The 19,318-nt window shown below is 64.1% G+C and carries 13 protein-coding genes; 7 read left to right on the top strand and 6 right to left on the bottom strand.

What is annotated here, in order from left to right; genetic code table 11:
* The first annotated feature begins 38 nt into the window (after positions 1–38).
* Positions 39–617 carry a sigma-70 family RNA polymerase sigma factor gene (locus KA354_08105; protein ID MBP7934597.1) on the top strand — a complete coding sequence of 193 codons (579 nt, stop codon included), beginning with the start codon at positions 39–41 and terminating at the stop codon, positions 615–617.
* On the top strand, positions 614–3,388 hold the full coding sequence (locus KA354_08100; GenBank protein MBP7934596.1) for a serine/threonine protein kinase: 2,775 nt from the start codon (positions 614–616) through the stop codon (positions 3,386–3,388). The genes KA354_08105 and KA354_08100 overlap by 4 nt, the downstream gene beginning before the upstream one ends.
* A 55-nt stretch (positions 3,389–3,443) precedes the next feature.
* On the opposite strand, the gene KA354_08095 is transcribed toward KA354_08100, so the two are convergent.
* A complete protein-coding gene (locus KA354_08095) occupies positions 3,444–4,613 on the bottom strand; it encodes a PLP-dependent transferase (protein ID MBP7934595.1) in 1,170 nt (389 codons plus the stop codon).
* 462 nt (positions 4,614–5,075) lie between these two features.
* Between KA354_08095 and KA354_08090 the strand changes: the two genes are divergently transcribed.
* The 3 genes from KA354_08090 (at position 5,076) to KA354_08080 (ending at position 11,584) form a co-directional block, all read left to right on the top strand.
* Positions 5,076–6,260, top strand: a complete 1,185-nt coding sequence (locus tag KA354_08090; protein MBP7934594.1) for a hypothetical protein — start codon at positions 5,076–5,078, stop codon at positions 6,258–6,260.
* Between the two features lie 348 nt (positions 6,261–6,608).
* Positions 6,609–10,238, top strand: coding sequence for a hypothetical protein (locus KA354_08085; protein ID MBP7934593.1), 3,630 nt, complete (start codon positions 6,609–6,611; stop codon positions 10,236–10,238).
* A 95-nt stretch (positions 10,239–10,333) separates the two neighbouring features.
* Complete coding sequence (locus KA354_08080; protein ID MBP7934592.1) at positions 10,334–11,584, top strand: endo-1,4-beta-xylanase; 1,251 nt, start codon at positions 10,334–10,336, stop codon at positions 11,582–11,584.
* Between the two features lie 131 nt (positions 11,585–11,715).
* On the opposite strand, the gene KA354_08075 is transcribed toward KA354_08080, so the two are convergent.
* The 5 genes from KA354_08075 to KA354_08055 all read right to left on the bottom strand — a co-directional run bounded on the left by KA354_08075 (position 11,716) and on the right by KA354_08055 (position 16,637).
* Entirely contained in the window at positions 11,716–12,867 is a 1,152-nt protein-coding gene (locus KA354_08075; protein MBP7934591.1) for a DUF1080 domain-containing protein, read from the bottom strand.
* Positions 12,868–12,958: 91 nt separating this feature from the next.
* Complete coding sequence (locus KA354_08070; protein ID MBP7934590.1) at positions 12,959–13,270, bottom strand: hypothetical protein; 312 nt, start codon at positions 13,268–13,270, stop codon at positions 12,959–12,961.
* A 255-nt stretch (positions 13,271–13,525) separates the two neighbouring features.
* Positions 13,526–15,499: an NPCBM/NEW2 domain-containing protein gene (locus tag KA354_08065; protein ID MBP7934589.1), complete on the bottom strand. Its 1,974-nt coding sequence runs from the start codon at positions 15,497–15,499 to the stop codon at positions 13,526–13,528.
* 20 nt (positions 15,500–15,519) lie between these two features.
* Complete coding sequence (locus tag KA354_08060; GenBank protein MBP7934588.1) at positions 15,520–15,666, bottom strand: hypothetical protein; 147 nt, start codon at positions 15,664–15,666, stop codon at positions 15,520–15,522.
* Positions 15,667–15,863: 197 nt separating this feature from the next.
* Positions 15,864–16,637 carry an SDR family oxidoreductase gene (locus KA354_08055; protein MBP7934587.1) on the bottom strand — a complete coding sequence of 258 codons (774 nt, stop codon included), beginning with the start codon at positions 16,635–16,637 and terminating at the stop codon, positions 15,864–15,866.
* A gap of 225 nt (positions 16,638–16,862) precedes the next feature.
* Between KA354_08055 and KA354_08050 the strand changes: the two genes are divergently transcribed.
* Positions 16,863–17,795 carry an aldo/keto reductase gene (locus KA354_08050; GenBank protein MBP7934586.1) on the top strand — a complete coding sequence of 311 codons (933 nt, stop codon included), beginning with the start codon at positions 16,863–16,865 and terminating at the stop codon, positions 17,793–17,795.
* 31 nt (positions 17,796–17,826) lie between these two features.
* Entirely contained in the window at positions 17,827–19,212 is a 1,386-nt protein-coding gene (locus tag KA354_08045) for a hypothetical protein (GenBank protein ID MBP7934585.1), read from the top strand.
* Positions 19,213–19,318: the final 106 nt, after the last annotated feature.

The following is a 19,318-nucleotide window of genomic DNA, read 5'->3' as shown; positions in this document are numbered from 1 at the left end:
CTGTTTCGGGTTTGACTCCTGGCTGGGTTGCACGAGAGATGGCAAGCGACATCCGCGAGCAGATCACGGAAATCGTAACCCAGGCCGGTGGCGGCAGGCCCGTCGCGGAGCAGCTGTTTGAGCTCCTCTACGAGCCGCTGCGGCACTTGGCCGCTCGGTTCCTTTCAGGTGAGAACGTGGGACACACCCTGACCCCAACCGCTCTGGTCCACGAGGCCTATCTCAAGCTCGTCGATCAAAGCCGAGTGAACTGGCAGGGCAAGACTCACTTTCTGGCGGTTGGAGCCCAGGCCATGCGCCGGATCCTGGTAGACCATGCTCGATCGCGCCGCCGGGCCAAGCGTGGGGGCAACGCCGTCCGGCTCCAACTCGACGAGCACATCGCTCTCAGCCCGGGCCGGGACGAGGACGTCCTGGCGCTCGATGACGCTCTGGAGAGGCTGGCCGCCCTGGATCCGAGGCAGGCATCCGTGGTCGAGATGCGGTTCTTCGGGGGATTGAACGTCGCGGAAGTGGCCGCCGTTCTCGGGGTCTCGAAACGGACCGTTGAGGGCGAGTGGACCGCGGCCAGGGCGTGGCTCCGGCGCGAATTGGGCGACAAGGATGGGAGTCAATGACACCCTCTCTTCACCAGCAGGCCAAGGAGCTGTTTCTGGCCGTCTGTGAAATGGATGACTCTACCCGTCGCGCTTACTTGCAGGCGCGCTGCGGACAGGATCCGGCTCTGCGAGCCGAAGTGGAATCCCTTCTCCAGTATCACACCACGAAGACGCTTCTGGCAGCCTCGGCCGCACAGGACACCCAAGCGGTCGCATCAACGGCGGGTATCTCGACGCAGTCCGCGTCGGATCGGTGGCCTTCGGGCACTCGGGTGGCGGAGCGGTACCGGATCATCAGCATTCTGGGCAGGGGCGGCATGGGCGAGGTCTATCGGGCCGAGGATCTCCGGCTCTCTCGGACCGTGGCCTTGAAGTTCCTCACCGCGGGTCGAGGCTCCGATCCGGCATGGCTCGCCCGATTCTACGCCGAGGCCCGCATGGCCTCGACAATCACCCATCGCCACGTATGCCGCATCTACGACATCGGCGAAGTCGACGGCGAGGCGTTCATCTCGATGGAGTACATCGATGGGGAGAACCTCGCCACCCTCCTCAAGCGAGTGGGACGTCTCGCTCCGGAAAAAGCCTGCCACGTCGCGCGTCAGCTTTGCCTCGGCCTGGCCGCCGCCCACGACCGCGGCATTCTGCATCGCGATCTCAAGCCGGCCAACGTCATGCTCGACGAACGCGGCGAAGTCCGGCTGACCGATTTTGGCATCGCCGTTTCCGTGTCCGATGCAGCCACCTCTGAACGTGCCGGTACGCTCGCTTACATGGCTCCGGAAGTCCGGCGTGGCGAACCGGCAACCATCCAGAGTGACGTCTACTCGCTGGGCCTGATTCTGTACGAGTTGGCGACGGGGCGGCCGGCCGCCGAACCCAGCACCGGCGGTCTCCCGGATGCCTCGCGGGTGATCTCACCGCCGAGCGCGTGGGCGAACGACCTCGACCGAAAGCTCGAGCGTGTGATCCTGGATTGCCTGGAACCTGATCCGCGCCATCGTCCCGAGTCCGTCTACGATGTGCTCGGCGAGCTTCCGGGTGGCGAGGTATTGGCCGCGATGGTGGCCTCCGGAGAAACACCCCCGGTTCACGTGGTGGCCGACTCCCCAAGGCGTCCCCGCCGAGCGGCTGTCGCGGCCATCGCGGGTGCTCTCTTTGTCGCTGTGGGCCTCATCGTCGCCCTGCTGCTGGCCCGTAGCACGTTGCTCATCTCCCGTGCCCGGCTGTCGCTGCCCCCTGAGGTGCTCGGCCAAAAAGCGGAGGAGATCCTGCGAACGCTCGGGTACGATCCCGCGAGCTACTCGTGCGTGCAAGCCTTCGAGGTTGACCACAAGCGATGGAACGCGATTCGTGGCACGACGACTCAGCCCGCCGAATCGACTCCCTCGTTGCCGATAGGCATGGAGGTCCTCTGTTACCGCTACAGGCTCTTTGGTCGGTCCACCGAGTCATCCCAGGATTTCAGTGTCTTTGAGACTCAACCCCCTGGAGGGCATCAGGTCGAGGTTCTTCTGACCGGGGACGGGCACCTTCGGTGGTTGGACGGTTGGGGCTCGAGGAAGGTCAGGGTCGGCTCCCGCGGGGATTCGCCCTGGGCGACCCTGTTCAGCCTAGCCGGCCTGCAGATGAGCGATTTCAGGCTTGTCTCCGGAGACGACCGTGTCAGGCTCTGGGAACCGGCTCAAGTGGGGGCGACTTCGATTCGAGTGCGGGCTGATCTCCAGGAAGGTCGAATTCGCTTCAACGTCGGCGCTCATCTGTCCGCCGAGCCTACTCGGGCTACTCGGTCTTCAGAGGCGAGTGGACAGACCGATCGGGACGACGGCGATCGCACGAGCGGGCACCAACCTCCCCCGGTGGGTGGGCAGACCGCGACAAGCCTGATCTTCATTGGCACGCTGATCGCCTCGATGCCGTTGGCATGGAACAATGCTCGCCGAAAGACAAGTGATCGCCGAGGGGCAAGCCAGATCGCAATCGCGGTTTTCGGGATGCAGTTCGTGTTATACGTCCTCGGACATTCCGTCCCTGAGAGTTTTGTCGCCGCGGTGGTTTGGTTTGTGTCGGCGTCACAGCTCGCTCTCTTCACATCCTTCATGGTGTGGATCTACTACATGGCCATCGAACCGTACGTCCGCCGTTTCTGGCCCCATTCGCTCATCTCGTGGACTCGGGTATTGGCCGGTCGAATCCGGGATCCGCTGGTGGGACACGACATTGTCCTGGGTGCCGCGTCCGGCGTGGCGATCTTCATCCTGCAGCAGCTGAATGCCTGGGTCGGACTTCAGTCCGCGCACCCGTGGGCGGCGCTGGTCGGTCCGGTTGTGGATTGGGAACCGGGCCGACTGTCAGGGTACCAGTTCACGGCCAATTCGCTGGTCAATGCCGCTTTGCTTGCCATGACGCGCGGCTTGATCGTGTTGGCCTTGATGCTGCTTCTCCGGCTCATCTTCCGGCAGCGCTGGCTGGCCATAGTGGCTCTCATCGTGCTGCTGGCGGCCGCGCTCGCTTCTTCGACGGGTCCGATCGGCCTCGCGCCGTGGCTCACCTGTGGGCTGCTGGCCGCCGGCATGGCCGTCACTCTCCAGGAGCTCGGCTTCCTGGCTTTCCTGACCAGTCTGTTTGTGACCCGGCTCTTGGTCCTCGCCCCACTGACCCTTGACCGCCATGTCTGGTATGCCAGCCAGAGCCTGCTGTCCGTGCTCGTCATTGCGGCTGCGGTCGCGTGGGCTCTGAGCATGAGCCTGAAACGAAGCGAGTCGCGGTTCAGATCGCCGACGACCTGAAAGCGGACCGTTCGGGGCCTGGATCGATGAGCGGATCAGGAGCAGCTTCTCTTGGTCAGGCGGGGGATAGGACGCGCTGCGGCACGCATGCCAGAGCCTGTTTCAGGTCGGCCACGAGCTTCTCAGGCGGCTCGATCCCGATGGACAGTCGAACGGTGTTCTTCCGGACGCCAAAACCCGTGCGAAGCTCTGGAGGCAAGTAGAGCATGGTGGTCAAGTACGGAATGCAGATCAGCGATTCAGTCGCCCCGAGACTCACCGCGTGGTAGATGGTCTTGAGGGCGGCGATGAACCGCTTGGCATCCTCTTCCTCCTCGCCGACGTCGAAGGCCAGCATTCCGCCAAAGCCACGCTGCATCTGGCTCGCCGCGACGGCATGGCCCGGGCAACTGGCTAGGCCGGGATACGCCAGCCGGGACACCTTCGGTTGCCCGGCCAGGAACTCGGCCACAATCTGGGCTCCGCGGGCCATGGCCTCGGTGCGCAATTCAAAGGTCTTGAGCCCGCGTTCCAGCAGAAAAGCGGAGTAGGCGTCCAGCGTCGTGCCGATGGCCTGTCGGGTAAACCACAGCTGGTTGTAGTGCTCCATGGACCCGGCGATTGCACCCGCCATCAGATCATTGTGGCCGCCGAGCGCCTTGGTGGCGCTGTGGATCACCAGGTCCGCCCCCAGTCGGAGGGGCGTTTGGTGGTACGGCGTGGCGAAGGTATTGTCGACGACGAGCAGAGCCCCGACGGTGTCCGCAGCCTTGCGAGCGGAACGTATATCCAGGATCTTGCATAGCGGGTTGCTGGGCGTTTCCAGGAAGATCATCCGGGTATTCGGTCGGACGTGCTCGCCGAGACGACCCGATTCATCCGCACTCAGCCAGGTGATGCTGACGCCCAGCCGCTCGAGTATCAGGGCCACCTTGTAGTTCGCGCCATAAGTGTCGTGAAAGATGATCAGGTGGTCGCCGGACTTGAGATAGGTCAAGTAGACCATCGTGCAGGCGGCCATCCCGGTGGTGCAGACGATGCAGTCCTCCGCCCCTTCCAGGTCGGCAATCTTGCGTTCGACCTCCCGCACGGTCGGGTTGTCATCTCGATGGTACGTATAGCCATCGATCTCGCCGTCGGTAATCTGACGGAGCACCTCGAACGAAAGATACTCATAATTGACGGCATTGACGATCGGCGTCACCATCGGCCGGTTGCCGTACGGGGTCAACGGATCAGGGGCCATTCTTGCTCTCCTCTCGTGCGGGCGGCCTTCACAAGGCCACCCGCATCATGCCTCGAACCTGCATCATGGTCGGCTCCGACCTGCGTCAAGTCAAGTCCGCGGCTCGTTGCCTGGCCGAGCTCGTGCGAGGGATTCCTAGACGGAGGCAACAGGTTGCAACGCGGACGCCGACGTCACCTTTGGCCGGAGCGGGCCCGCTGTGGTCGCGAGCTGTGAACACCCTGCCAGCATGGTCCTCCCGTTCCGCTCGACGGCGACTCCCTCATCGTTGCGCCAACCCAGGCCAGACGTGCTCCGATGTGGCCGGCGGGCCGCCGATCGCCGAGGGCAGACCAGTCCTTCCATCACTTGGACACCGGCAGTATAATAGCTACACACGGCCAGGCGCCGTGGGCGGCCCGAGTCGACTGAAGCATCTCGAATCAGGCAAACGCCTGCCTCTCGAATTGGAGGAGGAATCCCATGCGAACACTCGTACTCAGCGCAGTGTCGGCTTTCGGATTGGCGGCCGTTCCCGCCGTGGTGGCCAGCGGCATCGTCTCGGACGGTTCCGATGGGCCTTTCACACCCACGGGCAACCAGAAGATTGTGCTGAACGACCTCGCGCCCGACGGCGTGTTCAACTTCACGACCATCCGCATCCCGCCGAACGTGAGGATCAGCTTCGAACCCAACGACCTCAACACGCCCGTGTTCTTCGCGGCAACCGGGGACGTGCTCATTGAGGGCACCATCGATGTATCGGGATTCGGCATCACGGGAGGGCCGGGCGGTTGGGATGGCGGCCCGCTCGGCAAAAACAGCGCGGGCCAGATGGGTACCGGTCCCGCTCCGGGGATGGGCGGGCCACCTCCTGCCGGCCAGGGCAACGGCGGGGGCGGCGGCGGCATGGCGACACCGGGACGGCGAGCAACGTCACGCACCGGAACGAATCCGGCAGCCGGCGGCCGGGCCGTTCCTCGGCCGAGGCTTGTGCCCAGCCAGCAGGGCGGAGGAGGCTCCGGTGGAGGGGGCGGCGGCGGACGCCTGCTCTTCGGCGTCGACATCCCCGGAGGAGACGGCGGAGGAGGTGCGGGAGGACTCCAGATCTCGACCCCAGCGCGCCTGAGCCTAACCGGCAAGTTGCTGGCCAACGGATCGCATGGGGGAGTGGCTTTCGCCAACGTGTTCGCCCACGGGGGACCCGGAGGAGGAGGCGCGGGAGGCAACATCGAGCTGCACGCCGGTATGATCGTATTCGGCGAAACGGCCCAGATCCGAGCCATCGGCGGAGCGGGCGGCGGACTCAGCACCGAACCCGTAGCCTGGGATCCGTTCTACTACTCGAGCGGCGCGAACGGCGGTCAAGGTTATCTTCTGCTCGCCAGCGAGAACGTCTCGATCGACGCCGAGGCCACCGTTGACGCGATAATCGTCCCCGCCGTTTGCGGCCAGGCCGACTTCGATGACGACGGCGACGTGGACGCGGAGGATCTCAACACATTTGCATCGTGCTTCTCAGGACCGGCCGTTCCGCGCAGCGATACCCCGACGTGCTCGGCAACCGACCTCGACAAAGATCATGACGTGGACCAAGCCGACTTTGGCATCTTCCAGCGGTGTTACAGCGGCGAGAACCAACTGGCGGATCCGAACTGCATGAAGTGAGCAGACGGCGGTCACCTGGGTAGCGGTCACCCATCAGCCTATCCGGCAGGCGAACCTCGCCTTCAGCGAGAACCGCCTGCCCTACCACCTGTCCACGTTGAATGGACGGTCCAGGGCCAGTCGGCCAAGGTGTTGCGTTTCGGATGGGCCAGGCACGCACGAACGGCGTTGTGAGCCCGCAACCTGGCCGACCTCTAGATTCGGACCGGCCATTTGTCGTAGAATCCAAGCTCCGGCGTCTGTCTCCCAGATCTCAGACAGAGCCATCCGTCGTCAGAGCGTCATTGCAGCCGACCACCCACGCAGCGTTAAGTACCGGCAATCCGGTGGTCGAAGAGAGAGGTTTGCATGAACAACCGACTCGCACCTGGGCTTCCCGCGATTCTCCTGTTGATTCCTGCACTGGCCGTGACCAGCAGCACAGCCACGTACGGAGAAGCGAGCCCTGGGCCAGCCGGTTCACCACCGCTGATCGCCCACTGGACGTTCGACGAAGCCTCCGGCGACATCTGTCGCGACGCGAGTGGCCAGGACCACAACACCGCCCTGCACGGCGGCTTTCGATCGCTTATTTCCGGCCGGCAACCCACGACCCTGAGGCGAATCCCGAGTGTGTTCGGCACCGCCCTGTATCTCACCGGCGAATACTACCTTCAGACCCGCGCCGGCCTGCGCGGCGGCACGATCGACAAGCTGAGCCTGTGCGCATGGGTGCAGCCTTCGGATCTGTCGGGATTCCGCGAGATCATCCGCCAGGAGTGCGCGCATCGCGTGCTCTTCTCGTTCCAGGAAAACGGCACGATCCTGTCGCTGGGTCTGAACATCGGCGGATACGTGGAGTGCGACGGCCCGGTCGAGCCCGCGAAGGTCCTCGACGGCCGATGGCATCACTGTGCCGCCACGTTCGACGGCCGGCACATGCGCGTCTACCTCGACGGACGGGAGATCGCCCGGCTGGAGCGGCCCGGCACGATCGCGTCGAACGGGGCCGTTCCTTTCTTCATCGGCTCATTGGGCGGCACCGGAGAGCACTTCCAGGGCGGCCTGGACGATCTGCGAGTCTACGGCGACGCATTGACGGCCGAGGAAGTGAAGAGCCTATATCAGGCCGGTGCCGAGCCAGCCGAGCAGGCGTTCAAGGCGTTGCAGGAGCGAGCCGGCTTTATCTGCGGCCCTGCCGATTCGTTCGCCAACATGCTGTTCCGCTGTCGCCGGGCCGTGGTCGAGAGGGATGCCGGGCTCGATCCCGAAGTCCTGAATGCGGCGCTCGCGGTGCTCCGGCGGGCCTTCCCTGAGGAATCCCGTTGTTTCACGACCTGGACCGGCGCCGGCCTGCCGCAATACGTCACCGCCCGCAGGAGTGGGCCGCTCATCGAGCAGACCGCGCGGCTCATCGAGCTCATGATGGAGTACAAGCCTCTGACCGAGCACCAGCGGAGCAAACAGACCGACGAAGACCGCAAGAAGTGGGAGGAAGCGGATGACCTCCGAAAACGTTTCGAGGAGCTCAAGGCCCAAGGCGACGCCGCAACCGGCTCACCCGAGTGGATCGAACTGGTCCTTCAGATTGGAGCCCGGGTCCAGCTTCGGCCCTACCTCCAGGAGCCCGTGGCACCCTACGTTCGACCATCCACACCCCCGACGCGCGACCTCTCGGCGAGCGAGGCGGAGGAAACCCTGCGGCGTGACTGGCTGCACCAGGCCGACGGCAACCCGACGCCCCAGCGGATCCGCGACGAGGTCACGTGGACCCGCCACCTGGCCGCTAGGATTCAATCGCGATGGCCTGGCCGGGTGGACTTCACGGCCGACCTGGCCCGCCTCGCCGACCTGGAGAAGCGAGCGGCGAGTCTGCCGGGCGACGACCCGGAGCCGTATTTCGAAGTCCGCCGGATCAAGCGATCGATCCAGTTCCGCAATCCGGTTGTCGACTTCGGAAAAGTGCTCTTCGTGGACATGCCCTATCCCCAGGGCTCGGAGTGGCGGCACGAGACCCGCCATCGGCTGGGATACATGGCCGTCCCCGGCGCCCGGCTGCTGATCTTGGACGGCCTGTCACCCGACGGCAAGTTGAACCAGCTCATGCCCCAGCCGCCGCTGCACGGTTCCTTCTGGCGTCCCGATCTGTCCTACGACGCCGACAAGGTGCTGTTCTGCTACAAGCCACACAACGAGAAGTCCTTTCACCTCTACGAAATCAACGTGGACGGCACCGGCCTCGTCCAATTGACCGACGGGGCGTACGATGATCTCGACCCGATCTACCTGCCCGATGATCGGCACATCGTGTTCACCACCACGCGCGGTCACACCTATGTCCGCTGCATGCCCCCGACCAACGCCTTCGTGCTGGCCCGATGCGACCGATCCGGCCGCGATGTGTATCTGATCTCACAGAACAACGAACCCGACTATCTGCCCTCGGTTACCCACGAAGGCCGGGTACTCTACACCCGCTGGGAGTACACCGACAAGCCGCTGTGGCGGGCCCAAAAGCTCTGGACGGTCAACCCCGACGGCATGCAGGTCAACACGCTGTGGGGCAACCAAAGCGTCTGGCCCGACGTGACCAAGGATGCCAGGTGCATCCCCGGCAGCCGCCGTATCCTGCTCACCGGCAGCGCCCATCACGACTGGTTCGCCGGCTCGTTGGCCATCCTCGACCCGGCGCAGGGTCTCAACTTCCCGCAAGGCTTGACCAAGATCACGGCCGACGTGCCCTGGCCTGAGACAGGCAACGGACCGGTGGACCCGATTGAATCCCCGGACTATCACTGCAGTGGCAAGTATCCAGCCTACTACTCGCCGTATCCGCTGAGCGAGCAGGACTTCCTGGTGTCCGCCAACCGCGGGGGCAAGTTCCTGCTATACTTGATGGACGTGGAGGGCAACCGAGAACTGATCTACGAGGGCGCACACAATATCCTTCACGCCCTGCCAGTCAAGCCACGGCCCCGGCCACCGATCATCCCCGACCAGGTTGCCTGGCCGGGGCGTGCCGACCGATCGAGTCCCAAAGGGGGCGTGCTGTTCAGCAACGATGTCTACCGGGGGGCGCCCCCCGAACTGAAGGACAAAGCCCGCTACCTGCGGATTCTCCACATCGAGCCGAAGACCTACACCTACTGGCACAAGCGGCCGTACATCTCGACCGGACCGGTGGTCTCGATCGTGCAGTCCGAGGGGGTCAAGCGGGTCCTGGGCACCGCGCCTATCGATTCGGACGGGTCAGTCTCTTTCCACGCCCCCTCCGGCATGCCCCTGCACTTCCAGTTGCTGGACGAGAACCAACGGGCCTTGCAGACGATGCGGAGCTTCGTCGGGCTCATGCCGGGCGAGTACCGCGGCTGCCTAGGCTGCCACGAGGCTCACGCTCGCACGCCGATGAACACCACGCGGGGCACGGCGGTGACCCGGGAGCCTTTGCAGATCACGCCACCGCCGTGGGGCGAGGACACCGTCAGCTATGCCCGATACGCCAAGCCGGTCCTCGACCGCTACTGTGGCCAGTGCCACCAGGGCGACGGCGAAGGCCAGAAGGTGCTGGATTTGACCGATCGGCCGGGTTTCTTGGGCTTCAGCGAGCCTTATGTGATTCTCACCGGCCATCCCAGCTGGGGTGAGCCCTATCGGAAACCGCGCGAATCCACCCCCGGCTGGGGTCTGGCGGGCATGCTCATGGTCGAGGCCTTCAGCACAATCGATCCGGCCGGCTACAAGACGCCCGCGCCCTTGACCGGCCTTTCCTACAAGAGCCGGCTCATCGACTATGCCTCCAGTGGGAAGCACCACCAAGTGCGGGTGGATCCAATCAGCCTGCAGCGATTGATCGCCTGGGTGGACGCCATGTGCCCATATCTTGGCGACGAGGAAGTGCGGCAGATACCGGACCCGTGGTTCCAGGGCGTCGACTGGCTGGCCGTCCGGCCGAGGATCGCGACCGCCCCGCGGATTACCAGGCCGGGGCCGGTGGATTAGGAAGCGATGACAGGCCATTGGGCGAAATAGAGGCATGGGTCGTACCAGGACCAGCGGCCACACATGACCATGGTTAGGCAACCGATTGTCGCCTCATGATGGGTGTGTCGATGCAGACCCAGAAGCTGTCAATCCGTCGGGGCCTCCTGGCCGCCATCGGGCTGCTGACGGCATGGCCATCGGCCACAGCCGGACCGAACGAGCCGCGTTCGCTGCGTGCCGCCGCGGATGGCCTCTTCACGATCGGCGCGGGCGTCAGCGACCGGATTCCCGAAACCCCGACCGACTGGCCGTTGCTCATCGCTCAGTTTGGCGCCCTGACGCCGGAGAACTGCCTCAAACCCAACCCGGTGCAGGTTGCGGAAGGGTCGTTCCACTTCACCCGGCCGGACGCGTTCGTCGAGTTCGCCGCATCCCGTCATCTTCAGGTCGTGGGCCACTGCCTGGTCTGGGCCAAAGACGACCGCACACCGCCCTGGTTCTTCCGCGATGGCGACGGCACGGCCGGCCACGACCTGCTGCTCGCCCGCATGAAGTCGCATATCGCCACCGTCGCCGGCCGCTATCGCGGCCGCATCGCCATGTGGGATGTGGTCAACGAGGCCCTGGACGACGGCAAGGAGTTCCTGCGGCCGTCGGGCTGGAGCAGGGCTTGCGGCGAGGACTTCATCGTCAAGGCATTCGAGTTCGCCCACGAGGTGGATCCACAGGCCCTGCTCATCTACAACGACTACAACAACGAGCTGCCCGGCAAGCGCGAAAAGCAGATCCGCCTTCTCCGTTCGCTGCGCGAGAAGGGTGCGCCCGTGCATGCGATCGGCCTCCAGGGACATTACGAACTGGACCACCTGCCCTTCACCGACCTTGAAGCCACGCTCGTTACCATGCGCCAGCTCGGCGTCAAAGTGGTGGTGTCCGAACTCGACATCGACGTCATCCCCCGGTCACGATGGTGGGCGGACGGCGGCAGGTATCGCGGGGAACTCGCCAAGCTCGATCCCTACCGCGACGGTTGTCCTGCCGAGATCCTGCGGCGCCAGGCCGACCAGTACGCCCAGCTCTTCCGCCTCTTCCGCAAATACTCCGACGTCGTCGCCCGAGTCTCATTCTGGAATCTGCACGACGGCCAGAGCTGGCTAAACGATTTCCCTTGGAAGCGAGTGAACCACCCGTTGCTCTTCGATCGCCAGGGCAAATCGAAGCCAGCCTTCGATGCCGTTCTGGAAGCACTGAAGCGGGAGCCCACGGCTTCTAACCCGAGGCCTGCCACCGAGAGGGATACGTTGATCGACTCGCTGCAGCGTCATCCTCCAGCGAAAAGCCAAAACCACCTTCTGAACCCATGACCGCCCGAACGCTCACTGACCGGCGTATCGACGTCGGCCATCACCGCCCCGGATCATCCGTCGCACACCGGGCAAACGTGCGTCACCCACGACTACCGTCTTGTCAGCACACTCAACCTCTCCCCGGTGACTTACGGCCCAATCAGCTCGATAAAGACGCCGTCGGGATCCCGGACTGTGATCAGACGCTGGTTCTTACCCAACGAAACCGGTGTTTCGCCGATCGGCTTGACGCCGGTCTTGGCCAGGCGCTCAAGGGTCGCATCCGCGCTGGCAACGTAGATGGTCAGGTACCGGATGCCCAGCGTCGAGTGGATCCAGCTCTGATCGGCAGCCTTACCGGGCGCGTCCGCGAAAGACATCATCTTGATCCGGGTGGTGGAGTCGGTATCCGCGGGAACGAAAACACGAATGTCAACGGGGTGGTTGTCGATCAGGCCGATCTTGCGGCCGAGCTCACCGCTGACGGAGAAGCCCTTCACCTCGGTCATCCCCAGGCTCTCGGTGTAGAACTTGGCCGACTTCTCGATGTCCGAGACGACCACACCGATATCGATCACCGGCTTGGAGAAGGTCGACCCGGCCGCTCCGCCCAGCGGCTTGACCTTCAGGTTGCGGAACTCAATGCGGTAGCCCTCGCCTTCGAGCCCGAGATGGCCCTGGGGCGTGCCGCACTTCTCGAACTTGCAGGTCACCGCCCCGTTCACCCAGAGGGTCAGGACCTTGCCCTGGGCACTGATTTCCATGATGTTCCATTCGCCGACCGGCTTGACCCGGCCGTTCTTGACGTCCTTCTGTAGGGTGAAGAACTGCTTGCCACCTTCGGTGGTACGGGTTTCGCCAAAGAGGTAGCCGTCGCTGGCATCGCCGAACTGGGCTTGGTGCCAGAGCCCGCCGTCCTCGGAGTTGCGCACGTACGCCCCGCTGTTGTACCCGGATTTGCCCTCGACCTGGGTGTATCGAAACTCGAAGTGGAAGATCGCGTCGCCGTACTCCTTCTTGGTCAGGAGCATGTCGTGGCCGCCGTCGCCGTCGCAGATCAGGAGCTTGGCGGCGGCATCGACATGCCACTGGTCGCGGCCCAGCTTGCCCCCGGGCGGCACGGGCACGCGGTACCAGCCGGCCAGATCGGCGGGCGGCATTATGTCCTGCCAGCCCTGATCGTCGGACTCCAGGGCGCTTTTCGACGTGCCGGCATCGGCGGCCCAGGTCATGAGAACAGCGGCCAGAACGGCGGTCATCGATCCTGCCGCCACGATTCGGAGAAAGGCGTTGTGTCGCATGGCGGTATTTGAGCCCGTGCGGGCCGGCAAATCAAGATGACAGGGATGAACCGCCGACACCCAACATTGGGGTCAGACCACCCTGCTCACCTCATCGCCAGTCTCGCAGCGTCGTGAGCGTGCCTGAGCTGATGATCCCGACAATAAAACCAAGGAGCATCAGGATCGTGAATACTCGCCGGCCGCGTGCGAAGCCAGCTCGACGCTGAAGAGTCATCGCCGCACCAGATAGTGCCGCCACGGCAAAGCCCACGACGCATACCCAGAAGATGGCGGCGGTAAGGCCGTCGCGCACCAACTGATGCTTCGGGCCAAAGATCGTCCCCGTCCCGAAGATGCCGGTGAAGACCACCACCGCGCTCTTTCCAAAGAACTCAAGGTCTTTGGTATCTTGCGCACGCATCGTCGATATCCAGACGCCCGCGGCGGAGGATTCCGCTCGTTCACACCATCAGCTCTCTTCCGGTTATCGCCCATAGACCACACGGATAGATACTTATAGATTACAAAAGAACTACGCATATGACACAGCGGCTCGATCCTCCTTCCTCCATATCCATGTCATCTGTGTCATCTGTGGGCATACCTCCTCACGTCCTAAATCAGTGGCAACAGCATCGCCACGAAGCACGGTCGAACAGCCGAAAAACCCCACCCGCTACTTCGCCGGCCAGAACCGATACATGAACGTCCCATGACGTGGCAGTTCCGCCTTGTAGCCCTCGGTCGGGACCTCGAAGTCCTTTTGCCGCCAGACGTCGCGGATGCGCTGCGGGGCTTTGGTCAGGCCCAGATCCTGCCACGTCACCGAGAACGTCGAAGCTCGGGGGCCGAGGTTGAAGACGCCGACCGCGGTGGAATCGTCCTCGAGTTCCTTGACCAGGACCAACTCACGTCGCGTCTGCCGCAGGATCCGAGCCTGCTTGCCCAGGGCGTCGAGGTTCACGTCGAGCACCTCCGAGTTGCAGATCAGGCTGAACGTGAACGGATCGAGCTTGCCCATGTCACCCGCGAAGACGAACGGCGAGGCCATCAGACACCACATGGTCACATGCGAATACTGCTCGCTGGGGGTCAGCGGCGTGGCCTGACCCTCGCCGCCATCGGCATTGATTCGTCCGACGGAGAGGTAATCGGGGTCGTTCCACTTGCCGGGCCCGGCGTACTGCCAGTGCTGGGCGTTGGCCAGGCCGACGATGTAAATGCCCTTGGACAAATGGCCGCCGACCCAGCCGATGTCGTCCGTCGTTCGCCAGGAGTGGCCGACCTCGCCGCCCCACTCCCAGACCTTGTCCTGCCCGTACTGACAAAGGTTGAACACGATGTCGCGGTCCAGCTTCTGCAGCTCATTCCACATCAGCCGGTAGGGCTTCATGTAGTGCTCGCGGGTCTTGCCGCCAGCCACGTTGGCATAGCTGCACCAGTCATATTTCAGCAGATCGAAACCCCACTCGGCAAAGGTCCGGGCGTCCTGGGCCTCGTGCTGATAGGAGCCCGTGTAGCCGGCGCAGGTCGTCGGGCCGGGGGAGATGTATGTCCCCGCCCGCAGTCCCTTCGAGTGAATGTAGTCGGTCAGGGCCTTCATATCCGGAAACCGCTTGTTCGGGCGGAGGGTGCCGTCGGGATTGCGGGGCTGGCCGCCCAGCTCCGGGTCATCCGAGCCAGGCTTGACCATCCAGCAGTCGTCCAGGCTGACATACTGATAACCGTAGTCGGCCATGCCCGAGCCGATCATGTCGTCGGCGGCCTTGCGCATCATGGCGTCGTTGATGTGCGAGTAGTGCAGGTACCAGGTGTTCCAGCCCATGTACGGAGTCAGGGCCAGCCTGTCCCCCACCGCGATCCGCAACTCGCGGCGGCACGAACCCTTGGCGTTCCTCGCGGTGAGCGTCACCTTGTGCTCGCCCTTGAGCGTGGTTGAGCCGGTGACGATCCCCGTGTCCCCATCGAGGGTAAGCCCATCGGGCAGACCGGTGGCCGCAAAGGTCATCGGCCGGTCGCCGGTGGCAGGTATGCGATAAATGAACGGCGAGCCGGGCCGCACGCCGTGGATCTTGGGGCCGTTGATGCGCGGCTCACGGGGCGGCGACGGCGTGAGAATCGCTTTCGCCTCCGGCGGACCCGTGGAGAGAGCCCTGGGGGCCGCGCCGGAGTAGGTGATGACCGCGTCGCACCAGTTGGCGTGATCGTACGAGACGCCGTCGCCCGCGTCAGTTACCTCTAAAGAGAGTATCTTGACTCCTGTCAGCGGCACATCGCACGCCCTGGAGTCCTCGCCCAGCTTGCAGATGCCGCTCTGGAACAGGACCTGGTCATCGCCGTACACGAAGAACTCGATCGAAGCCCGGGCATTGCCTGCGGCCGCATCCACGCCGACCATGGCCCGGAACCGATCGGCCTTGCCGTCCAACTCGATGAAGAACTCGCTGTCCGCGTGCGTGCCGACGCCTTCTTTGTAGACCTGGGCGCCGATCTGCAGGGGCTTGCCGGTGACGGCCTTGTCCACCTGCGGCCGGCCCCACCCGGCGGACATGGCGTTCAGGTCCAGCTTCGAGAGCGGCATGGTCTCGGCGGCGGCCGGGGCGAGCAGGCCGAAGAAGAGGGAGAAGACAACAGAGAATAAGGATTTCATGTCGTGTTTCCTTTGCCAGGCTACTTGGCCTTCACGTCATCACACCACAGCGTCGCCCGATCGCGCGGATGGAACATCCGGCCGGCGACGGCCGAATGAGGCCACGCCTTCGCCTCGTCCGGCCTGCCACAAGCCCGCTCCATCACGCCGCCGGCTTGGAGCAGCATTGTATACGGACACGTCCCGGCTGGCGACGCCGGGCCAGCTTCCCGGGTCACGGCGGGCGGCCGCACAGCGTTCCCTTGCGCTTGCCCCGGCTTGGTCCCCGCCATCCTCCACTACCGGCGTGGCCCAAAGGGGGCAAATCTGCTGCCCCCACCGCCGATCCTCGCGCGAATGATCACCGTCTCAGATTCATCTGCGTTCACATCGCTTGGCCGGTCGGCATGATGGTGACCAATTGGAGATTCACTCGCCTGGGGGCCGACACGATGAATGCAATGGTCTCGGCGACGTCCTCCGACCGAAGCCACTCCATGTGCGATTTTGAGGCCTCGAACCAGTCCTGGACGCCCTTACAGTCGACATGATTCAGCAGCTCGGTGCCGACGACACCGGGCTCCACGGCGGAAACGCGCACGCCCTTGGCCCCAAGCTCGGCGCGAAGGGTAATGGACAGATGGGTGACGAAGGCCTTGGTCCCGCTGTAAACCGCGAAGCTCGGAAAGATATTTCGCCCCGCGATGGAAGAGATGTTCACCAGATCGGCCGGCCCGCCGCCCGCGCCCGCCTTGATCAACGCCGGCGTGAACGCCCCGATCACGTTCATCAGGCCACTGATGTTCAGGTCGATCTGCTTCTGCCACTGATCGGCTCTGATCGCCTCGATCGGATTCGGAAGCATGACCCCGGCGTTGTTGACCACGATGTCCACGCGCCCGAACTCACTGAGGATTGTCGCCGCGACCGCTTCGACGGCCCTTCGATCGGTGACGTCCAGTGTCCATGCCGCGGCCCGCCCGCCGACCCGATGGATCTCGGCGACTAAACCATCCAGGCGTTCCTTGCGTCGGGCCAGCACCGCGACCCGCGCCCCGCGCGCGGCCAGGGCTTTCGCGGTCGCCTCGCCAATGCCACTTGAAGCGCCCGTGACAACGGCCACACGATCGCCCAGGTTTTTCGGCAACTGCGTTTCCATCAACTCTCCTCTCTGTTGGTTAACCGGCGGCGCCGAGTTCCGCGCTCCACAGGGATCCGCCGCGCCGTGAGTGATCCCAGCATGCGGATTAGAGCACAGGCGGACCGATGCGGCAACACGGCACCCTCTTTCCGGGATAGTGAGGAGACCGGCGGGCCTTGGTGTCACCATCAATGGCCCCTATAATGCTGTCGATATTGCCCTGACCCTGACGAGGAGCGAATCATGAACAAGAGACCGATTACCCGCCGTCAATTCATCGAAGCATCGGCCGCCCTCACCGGGGGCGTCATGCTGGCCGGACTCTCTGCTTCAGCCGCCGACCAGCCGGTGAAACGCACCGCGGTTGATCAGGTCACGCTGGGCAAGTCCGGCATCAAGCTCAGCCGGCTGGGCATCGGGGTCGGCAGCAACAGCGGCTCCGTCCAGCGTGCCCTGGGCGACGAGGGTTTCAACAAGCTCATCCGCTACGCCTACGAGCGTGGGATTACCTATATCGACACGGCCGACAGCTACAGGACGCACGCGTACGTCCGGCGGGCGATCAAGGGACTGCCACGCGAGAAGTTCTTCATCCAGACCAAAATGGGCGGCATCCCAGAGAAGCCGCTCCAGGAGCTCGACCGCTTTCGCAAGGAACTGGGCGTCGATTACGTCGACAGCGTGCTGCTGCACTGCATGACCTCCCCCGATTGGGACAAGAGCCACAAGAAGGTCATGGACGCGCTCGAGGAGGCCAAGCAGAAGAAGATCATCCGCGTGCACGGCCTGTCATGCCATAGTCTGCCCGCTCTGAAGCGCTCAGTCGAACTGGACTGGGTCGACGTGCACCTGGTTCGGGTTAATCCGCAAGGGGCTCACATGGACACGCTCTCGGAGAAGTGGGATGCCCGGAGCGACACCTCCCATGTACCACCGGTCATGGAACAGCTCAAGCTCATGCACGCCAAGAAGCACGGCGTGATCGGCATGAAACTCATCGGCAACGGCGACTTCACCAAGGCGGAGGATCGCGAGAAGGCCGCCCGACACGCCATACAGTGCGGCTACCTCGACGCCGTGGTCATCGGCATGAAGAGCCACGCCGAGGTGGACGAGGCCATCGAGCGGCTCAATCGGGCCCTGGCCGAGGCACCGGCGTCCAAACCGATGACCTGACAGTGCTCTAATAAACGGATGAACGAAAGTGATGCTCGTATTGATTGCCATGCAAATGGTCGCGTGCGTCGTCGCCGCGCCAGCCTCCGTTCCGGACGACAAGCTCGAAACCCCGGCGCAGATGTGGAAGCGGTGGGAGAAGAACATGCTTCCCTTCGGCTACACCATCGAGAGCGACGAGATCGTCCATTCGGACACCCGGCCGGAGATGAAGCTGCGCCGGGTGGAGGTGAAGTTCTACAGCCTGGAGATCGAAGGCCGCAAATGGGGACATCCCTGCGTCGTCTTCGCCCCCGCCGACCCGTCGGTCAATAGTGCCCCTCCCCGGCGCGGCCGATGTGTCATCGTGGCTCAGCGTGGCTGGGACGGCTTGGCCACTGGACCCTGGCGCCGCGCGTTCCTCGGCAACTACGGCGAACCCATCGCCGCACAGACCGGCTATCCCACCATGATCCTGCCGCATCCCGGCGAAGTGGACGGCGAGGACGGCCGGGAGGTCTCCATCGCCCCGCTCAACAACCTCCTGAAGACCTCCAAGGATGTGGCCGACAACCCCCACTTCACCCTGGCCACGATCTACCTGCGCGCCCTGGATGTCATGGCCGAGGTCCTCAAGGTCGACCGCAAGGACATCCGCGCGGTCATCGGCGGCCACTCCAAACGGGCCACGTGCGCCCACACCGCGGCCACCATCGACCCGCGAATCCGCGGCGTCATCTACATGGGCAACGAATCCGCATGGAACGACAACATGCTGAAAGGCCCCTACCGGGCCGTCTATCCGCCGTTCGCCCACGGCCGCTACACGGACGCCGAGTGCATCTACCTGGGCGCGACCAACGAGGACGGCTACACCATGTTCAACGTCAACGATATCCTCGGCCGGATGAAGCCGCCCTGGACGCTGGCCTACGTGCCCAACTACCGCCATGCTTCGCAATCCGAAAAGCACTTCATCGTCTGGAAGATGTGGGTCTCACACGTGTTCGACGGCCGCCCGATCTCCAAGGTCTCCAAGCTGAGCTACGAACAGAAAGGGCCGGACTTCGTGTGGGGCGGCCGCAAGTACGGCCAAGGCGGCGGCACACTCTTCAAGTGCAGGATTGACTCGCCCAACAAGATCATCCAGGCCAAGGTCTGGTACGTCTACAACGATGACGTCCCCTACTGGCGCGACCTGATGTGGTATCCGGAGTTCATGGTCCCCCAGAAGGACGGCCAGTGGGCCGGCTACGTGACTGGCAAGCTCCCCGACGCCTGGATGGTGGAAGTCAAGGACATCGCCGGCGGCCTCCCCGGCTACGTCTGCAGCCTCCCACAGGACATTACCCACCTGCCGCGCGAACGCCGCACGTCCCGCGGGTCCCGCTCGCGGAATTGGACGCCGCTCACGACCCAGCTGGCCCCCGCCAAGTAAGGCCGACGGCAGGTCCAGCACGCTCATCACACCGGACAACGGCGAATCCCTTCCCTGTCACGGGCCGCCGGGTCGTCTTGGTTCGACCGGACCATGAGGCCGCGAA

The sequence above is a fragment of the Phycisphaerae bacterium genome (assembly GCA_018003015.1).
Classification (GTDB): Bacteria; Planctomycetota; Phycisphaerae; order UBA1845; family PWPN01; genus JAGNEZ01.
This window is presented reverse-complemented; position numbering and strand designations above follow the sequence as displayed.

Coding starts and splice junctions, on each gene's coding strand:
- KA354_08075 (MBP7934591.1), bottom strand. CDS start 12,867: ATGCGACACAACGCCTTTCTCCGAATCGTGGCGGCAGGATCGATGACC.
- KA354_08055 (MBP7934587.1), bottom strand. CDS start 16,637: ATGGAAACGCAGTTGCCGAAAAACCTGGGCGATCGTGTGGCCGTTGTC.
- KA354_08100 (MBP7934596.1), top strand. CDS start 614: ATGACACCCTCTCTTCACCAGCAGGCCAAGGAGCTGTTTCTGGCCGTC.
- KA354_08060 (MBP7934588.1), bottom strand. CDS start 15,666: ATGCTGCTCCAAGCCGGCGGCGTGATGGAGCGGGCTTGTGGCAGGCCG.
- KA354_08090 (MBP7934594.1), top strand. CDS start 5,076: ATGCGAACACTCGTACTCAGCGCAGTGTCGGCTTTCGGATTGGCGGCC.
- KA354_08070 (MBP7934590.1), bottom strand. CDS start 13,270: ATGCGTGCGCAAGATACCAAAGACCTTGAGTTCTTTGGAAAGAGCGCG.
- KA354_08095 (MBP7934595.1), bottom strand. CDS start 4,613: ATGGCCCCTGATCCGTTGACCCCGTACGGCAACCGGCCGATGGTGACG.
- KA354_08105 (MBP7934597.1), top strand. CDS start 39: ATGGCAAGCGACATCCGCGAGCAGATCACGGAAATCGTAACCCAGGCC.
- KA354_08050 (MBP7934586.1), top strand. CDS start 16,863: ATGAACAAGAGACCGATTACCCGCCGTCAATTCATCGAAGCATCGGCC.
- KA354_08065 (MBP7934589.1), bottom strand. CDS start 15,499: ATGAAATCCTTATTCTCTGTTGTCTTCTCCCTCTTCTTCGGCCTGCTC.
- KA354_08045 (MBP7934585.1), top strand. CDS start 17,827: ATGCTCGTATTGATTGCCATGCAAATGGTCGCGTGCGTCGTCGCCGCG.
- KA354_08085 (MBP7934593.1), top strand. CDS start 6,609: ATGAACAACCGACTCGCACCTGGGCTTCCCGCGATTCTCCTGTTGATT.
- KA354_08080 (MBP7934592.1), top strand. CDS start 10,334: ATGATGGGTGTGTCGATGCAGACCCAGAAGCTGTCAATCCGTCGGGGC.